The sequence below is a fragment of the Exiguobacterium sp. s101 genome (genome assembly GCF_018617835.1).
Lineage (GTDB): Bacteria > Bacillota > Bacilli > Exiguobacteriales > Exiguobacteriaceae > Exiguobacterium > Exiguobacterium marinum.
This window is the reverse complement of record NZ_JACSKX010000026.1, coordinates 1-5345: the sequence shown is the minus strand read 5'-3', so window position 1 is coordinate 5345 and position 5345 is coordinate 1. Positions and strand designations below refer to the sequence as shown.

Annotated in this window: 5 protein-coding genes; 2 read left to right on the top strand and 3 right to left on the bottom strand. The window is 49.5% G+C overall.

Annotated elements, in window-relative coordinates; genetic code table 11:
- Positions 1 to 364: 364 nt before the first annotated feature.
- Together htpX and KNO76_RS13650 are read right to left on the bottom strand one after the other, a co-directional pair.
- Positions 365 to 1252: a zinc metalloprotease HtpX gene (gene htpX / locus KNO76_RS13655; RefSeq protein WP_214885971.1), complete on the bottom strand. Its 888-nt coding sequence runs from the start codon at positions 1250 to 1252 to the stop codon at positions 365 to 367.
- A gap of 18 nt (positions 1253 to 1270) precedes the next feature.
- The gene (locus tag KNO76_RS13650; protein ID WP_015880351.1) at positions 1271 to 1819 is read right to left on the bottom strand and encodes a LemA family protein; all 549 of its coding nucleotides are present in this window, start codon (positions 1817 to 1819) and stop codon (positions 1271 to 1273) included.
- A gap of 128 nt (positions 1820 to 1947) precedes the next feature.
- On the opposite strand from KNO76_RS13650, the gene KNO76_RS13645 reads away from it, so the two are divergent.
- Positions 1948 to 3132, top strand: a complete 1185-nt coding sequence (locus KNO76_RS13645; protein WP_214885969.1) for an amidohydrolase — start codon at positions 1948 to 1950, stop codon at positions 3130 to 3132.
- Positions 3133 to 3142: 10 nt separating this feature from the next.
- Here KNO76_RS13645 and KNO76_RS13640 read toward each other — a convergent pair whose 3' ends face one another.
- On the bottom strand, positions 3143 to 4471 hold the full coding sequence (locus KNO76_RS13640) for a hemolysin family protein (protein ID WP_214885967.1): 1329 nt from the start codon (positions 4469 to 4471) through the stop codon (positions 3143 to 3145).
- Between the two features lie 227 nt (positions 4472 to 4698).
- On the opposite strand from KNO76_RS13640, the gene KNO76_RS13635 reads away from it, so the two are divergent.
- Positions 4699 to 5301, top strand: coding sequence for an RNA-guided endonuclease InsQ/TnpB family protein (locus KNO76_RS13635; RefSeq protein ID WP_251128028.1), 603 nt, complete (start codon positions 4699 to 4701; stop codon positions 5299 to 5301).
- The last annotated feature ends 44 nt before the right edge of the window (positions 5302 to 5345 follow it).

Here is a 5345-nt window from a genome sequence, read left to right as displayed (position 1 = left end):
TATGGGGGCAGAACGCCTCAAGAAACCGGGAACCACAAAAAAGGACGAACCAGGTCGCAAGATGCGACCTGGTTCGTCAACAAGCTGAGCCACCTCATTCAGGTGGCTTTTCTTGTTTAGTAGTGTGGTGCTTATAGAACTGAATGAAATAATAGAGGAAAATCCACGGCAAGATGTACTGCGTGAGCCACATGAACACCTTAAGCACTACCTGCACTGTATATGGTACTAGTCCTAATAAAAACAATACGACTAGTAAAGCAACTCCTAAACCTATGTACATATTTCTACTCAAATCATCTACCCCCCTTATTTTCCCAGTTCAGTGTAACATAAAGAGCCTGTCGCAACGGACAGGCCCTTCTTACATTTGACGAAGTCGGGAAATACGATCGACTGGATCCGGGTGCGTCGAGAATAGACCGCTCACTTTCTTTTTAAGTGGGTCGGAGAAGTAAAGCGGTGCCGAGGCACTCGACGCTTGCTCGACCGGTGTTTCGACGTTTGCAATCTTCTCAAGCGCTGAAGCCAACGCATCCGGGTTACGGGTCAGTTCCGCACCACTCGCATCTGCCAGAAACTCACGATTACGTGAAATCGCCATATTGATGAGCATTGCAATAAGCGGGGCCAACACCAACAAAACGAGTCCAATGATGAGAAAGATTGGATTTTGATTTTGGTCACGTCGTCCTCCACTGATACTCCGGAAAAATAACATACGCGACCCGATATCACTCATGATGGCGATCACTGACACGAGTGCGAGCGTGACCGTCGAGAGTCGCACGTCATAATTTTTAATGTGTGCGACCTCATGCGCAATCACACCTTCCACTTCTTCACGCGACAGTTGATCCAACAGCCCGGTCGTGACGGCAACGGCCGCCTTTTCTGGTTTCAGTCCGGTCGCAAATGCGTTCGGTGACGAATCATTGATGATAAAGATGCGAGGCATCGGTACTCGCGCGACCATCGCCATGTTTTCGACCGTATGCCATAAAAAGCGGTGCTCTTCTACCGAAGTCACTTCTTGCGCCCGGTTCATTCTCATGACGATGTTCGTACTCGACATGATGACGATACCGACATAAAACAAGGAAAAGACGGGTGTGAAAATCAACCCTGGAATCGCATCCCCATAATTGACGTAGGAGATGGCTGCTCCGACGAGAAGGACGAATAAAACGAATCCTGTCACGATGAACACCGTCTTCACTTTATTCTTTCGAATTTGTTCATAGAGGAGCATACGTGCCACCTCGATTCATCAAAACGAGACGCGAACGTTCTCGCGCTCTTCGGCACGCGCCTCGAGCATATCGCGCTTTTCAAAGTGATGGACGGACGCGATGATATTCGTCGGTACCGATTCGATTTTTGTGTTATACTTCATGACCGTATTGTTATAGAGCTGGCGCGAATACGCCACTTTGTTTTCCGTCTGTGTCAATTCTTCCTGCAACATCTTGAAGTTCTCATTCGCTTTCAAGTCCGGGTACGCCTCACGAAGCGCAAACAAGTTTTTCAGCGCCCCGCTCAGCTGATCGTTTACCGCCATCTGGTCTTGGCGATTCGACTTTTCTCCGAGCTGGTTTCTCAGCTCAACGACCTTCGCAAGCGTTTCTTGCTCGTGTTTTGCATAGCCCTTCACCGTTTCGACCAAATTCGGAATCAAGTCATAACGCCGTTTTAATTGCACATCGATTTGAGCCCACGCCTCGTCGACCCAATTTCGATATTTGACGAGCCCGTTGTACATCGAAAAATAGATGAGTACGAGCACGACAACTGCTACAATCGCAATAATCCACCCCATGTTGGCACCTCATTTCTTCAGTTTCTCCTGTATTAATTCCCTTTACTCATATAAGATAAGCTTAACTTTCAAAAAAATCTGCAAATGGTTGCAATTCTTGATGCGTTGATCACAAAGGAGTGTACGCAATGACTGTCACGAATGCTGAAATACGCTTGACGGAGTTATTTGAAGAAATGGTGTCCCTGCGACGTCATTTTCATCAATATCCGGAACTGTCTTTTCAAGAAGTCGAAACACCAAAAAAGATCGCCTCGTATCTCCGTGAACTTGGGATCGAAGTACGTGAACATGTTGGCGGAAACGGTGTCGTCGGTCGAATCAAAGGCGGTGACGGTCCGACCATCGCGTTACGCGCTGACTTTGATGCTCTTCCCATTCAAGATGTGAAAGACGTTCCATATCGTTCAAAAGTAAATGGCGTCATGCATGCTTGTGGACACGATGCCCATACAGCGACACTTCTCGTCCTCGCGAAAGTATTAACCGAGGTGTCACTTCCTGGAGACGTCGTATTGATTCACCAATTTGCCGAAGAATTATCTCCAGGTGGTGCCAAACCGATGATTGAAGACGGATGCCTCAACAATGTGGACTATATTTATGGTGCGCACATTTGGACACCGCTCCCTTTTGGAACAGTTGGTGTCAAAACAGGTCCTGTCATGGCCGCTGCCGATCGATTTGAATTGACGATTAAAGGAACAGGTGGGCACGGTGCGATTCCACAACATACGGTCGATGCCCTCATGGTCTCCGTGAACGTAGCAAATCATCTCCAACAAATTGTCAGTCGACGCATCGACCCACTCGAACCTGCCGTGTTGACTATCGGGACGCTCCACTCCGGGCAAGCGTTCAACGTCATTGCCGAAGAAGCGAAGTTATCTGGTACCGTGCGGACATTCACTCGGGAGACGCAAGAAAAAATCATCTCCGATATGGAACGAATCATCCGTTCTGTCTGTGAGGCGAGTGATGCCGATTACGAATTGGAGTATATAAAAGGGTATCCTGCTGTCGTGAATCATGTGACCGAAACAGAACTCGTCCGCTTGAGCGCGATAGATGTCGTCGGGGCAGACGGTGTCATCGAAATGTCCCCGCTCATGGTCGGGGAAGACTTCGCTTACTATGTCGAGCATGTCCCCGGTAGCTTTTTCTTCACAGGGGCAGGGAATCCCAGGCTTTCAGCAATCTTCCCTCATCATCATCCTCGCTTCGATGTGGATGAACGGGCGATGTTGCACACGGCTCACGTCTTGTTAGGCGCTTTACAACGCACATGGATGACACATGAAAAAGAGGACTGATGCGACCGCATCAGTCCTCTTCTGTGATTGGTTCTTGTAGTTCTGAGACAAGCACTTGGTCGACACGCTTTCCGTCCATATCTACGACTTCAAAGCGAAGTCCATACGCTTCGACCACATCGCCCCGTTTCGGGAAATCGCCGAGTGCATAAATGACGAGTCCGGCAAGTGTGTGATACGAGTTGCGCCCTTCGTCGAATCGGTTATCCCGAATCTCAAACGTTCGTTTCAAATCTTCGATTCCAAGCAAACCGTCCGCTAAATATGACCCATCTTCGCGACGTACCACTTCCGGTGTATCCTCTTCAATCATGACTTCTCCGACGATTTCTTCCAAAATATCGAACAAGGTGACCATGCCAAGGAATCCACCGTATTCATCTAAGACGAAGGCAATCTCGACACCATTTTTCTGCATCATCTGAAGTACTTGGCTCGCCTCTCGTTGTTTCGGAACGATGAGCGGTTGCTTGATGCGCTTCAAAATCTGTGATGGCTCACGTAATGTCGGTAACGTCAAAATGTCACGGACATCGATATATCCGACAAAATCGTCGAGCGAGTCGCGACCGACCGGTAACTTGTTATGTTTACTTTCATAGATCGACTTCTTGATATCATCCATATCATCTTCTAAATCGACCCACTCAAGCGTCGTCCGAGGTTGCATGAGTTCATAAATCAATTGATCGTGAAACGCAAAGACGCGTTCGACTTGCTGTACTTCTTCATGGGCGAACTGGCCTTGCTGTGCCCCCTCAAAGAGAAGCTGTTTAATCTCAAGCTCCGTCTCACCGCTCGTTTGTTCTGCTTTCAAGCCAAGCAGCTTGAACAAAAAGAGTGTCGATTTCGATAAAATCCAAATGAATGGCTTCATCACTTTACTGAATAAATCAAGTGAAGGGATGATTGCCATCGTGACTTTTTCAGGAGACACAAGCGCAATTCGCTTTGGCACCAATTCACCGATAATCAGGGATAGATACGTGATAATTGTAACGACGGCCACATAAGCAACGGTTCCGGCATACTGCGTACTCATCCCGGCTTGTTCAAACGCCGATGCGAGCGGTGCCGAGAAGCGTGCGCCCCCGTAGGCCCCGTTAATAATCCCAATCAATGTGATTCCGACTTGAACGGTCGACAACAAATCTGTCGGGTCTTTCGAATAATGAAGCGCAATCTTGGCACTTCGTTTCCCTCGATTTGCTTCAACCTCAAGTTTTGCAGGTTTCGATGAGATGAGCGCAATTTCTGTCATCGCAAAAATCCCGTTCAACACAATCAAAAACAAAACAATCAACAAATCAATCACTATGGAAGAATCCACTTTTTTCATCACCTCAGCTATTTTTAACTAAATCAGGCGAGAATTCTCCCTCCTCTAAGCGTCTCGGGGCGTAGCCCGGCGTAGGTGGGAGATGAATCGCCCGGTCCAACAGTTTGCTCTCCCTGTGACAGATATGACGAACAAAAGTTCGTCATTCCGTCAGATTCTCCCTCCCCCTCCACGGGTATCGGATGAGGAGAACATATCACGATCTTCTGAGGGGAGGAGGGACGGACATGCTGAAAGGCTACACATACCGGCTCCACCCGACGGCGGCACAGGCCGAGTTCCTCATCAAGACGATCGGCTGCGCCCGGTTCATCTACAACAAGCTGCTCGAGGACCGGATCGCCATCCGCGAGGAGGCGAAAACGGGGAGCGGAACGAGACGGAAACCGGGGACACCCGCCTCCTACAAGCCCCTGTTCCCGTTCCTCGCCGAGGCGGACAGCCTCGCGCTCGCGAACGCAAAGCTGAACCTCGACACCGCGTTCGCGAAGTTCTTCGCCGGGACGGCCGGCTTTCCGGTGTTCAAGTCGAGACGAAAGGCGCGCGCCTCCTACACGACGAACAACCAGCATGGCACGATCCGCATCGAGGCGGGCAAGGTCCGTCTGCCGAAGGTCGGGTTCGTGCGGTTCACACAACATCGCCCGTTCGAGGGCGTCATCCGGTCGGCGACGGTCTCGATGACCAAGACGGGCAAGTTCTTTGTCTCCATCCTCGTCAAACAGGACGATGCACCATGGATCCCAGCCGAGAACAAGGTCGGGATCGATCTCGGTTTGGAACATTGGATGGTCTACACTGAGTTGGACATAAATGTGGAGGTCGATTAGACTGATACAAATTATCCATATGAGGAGAGTACCAGACATGACCA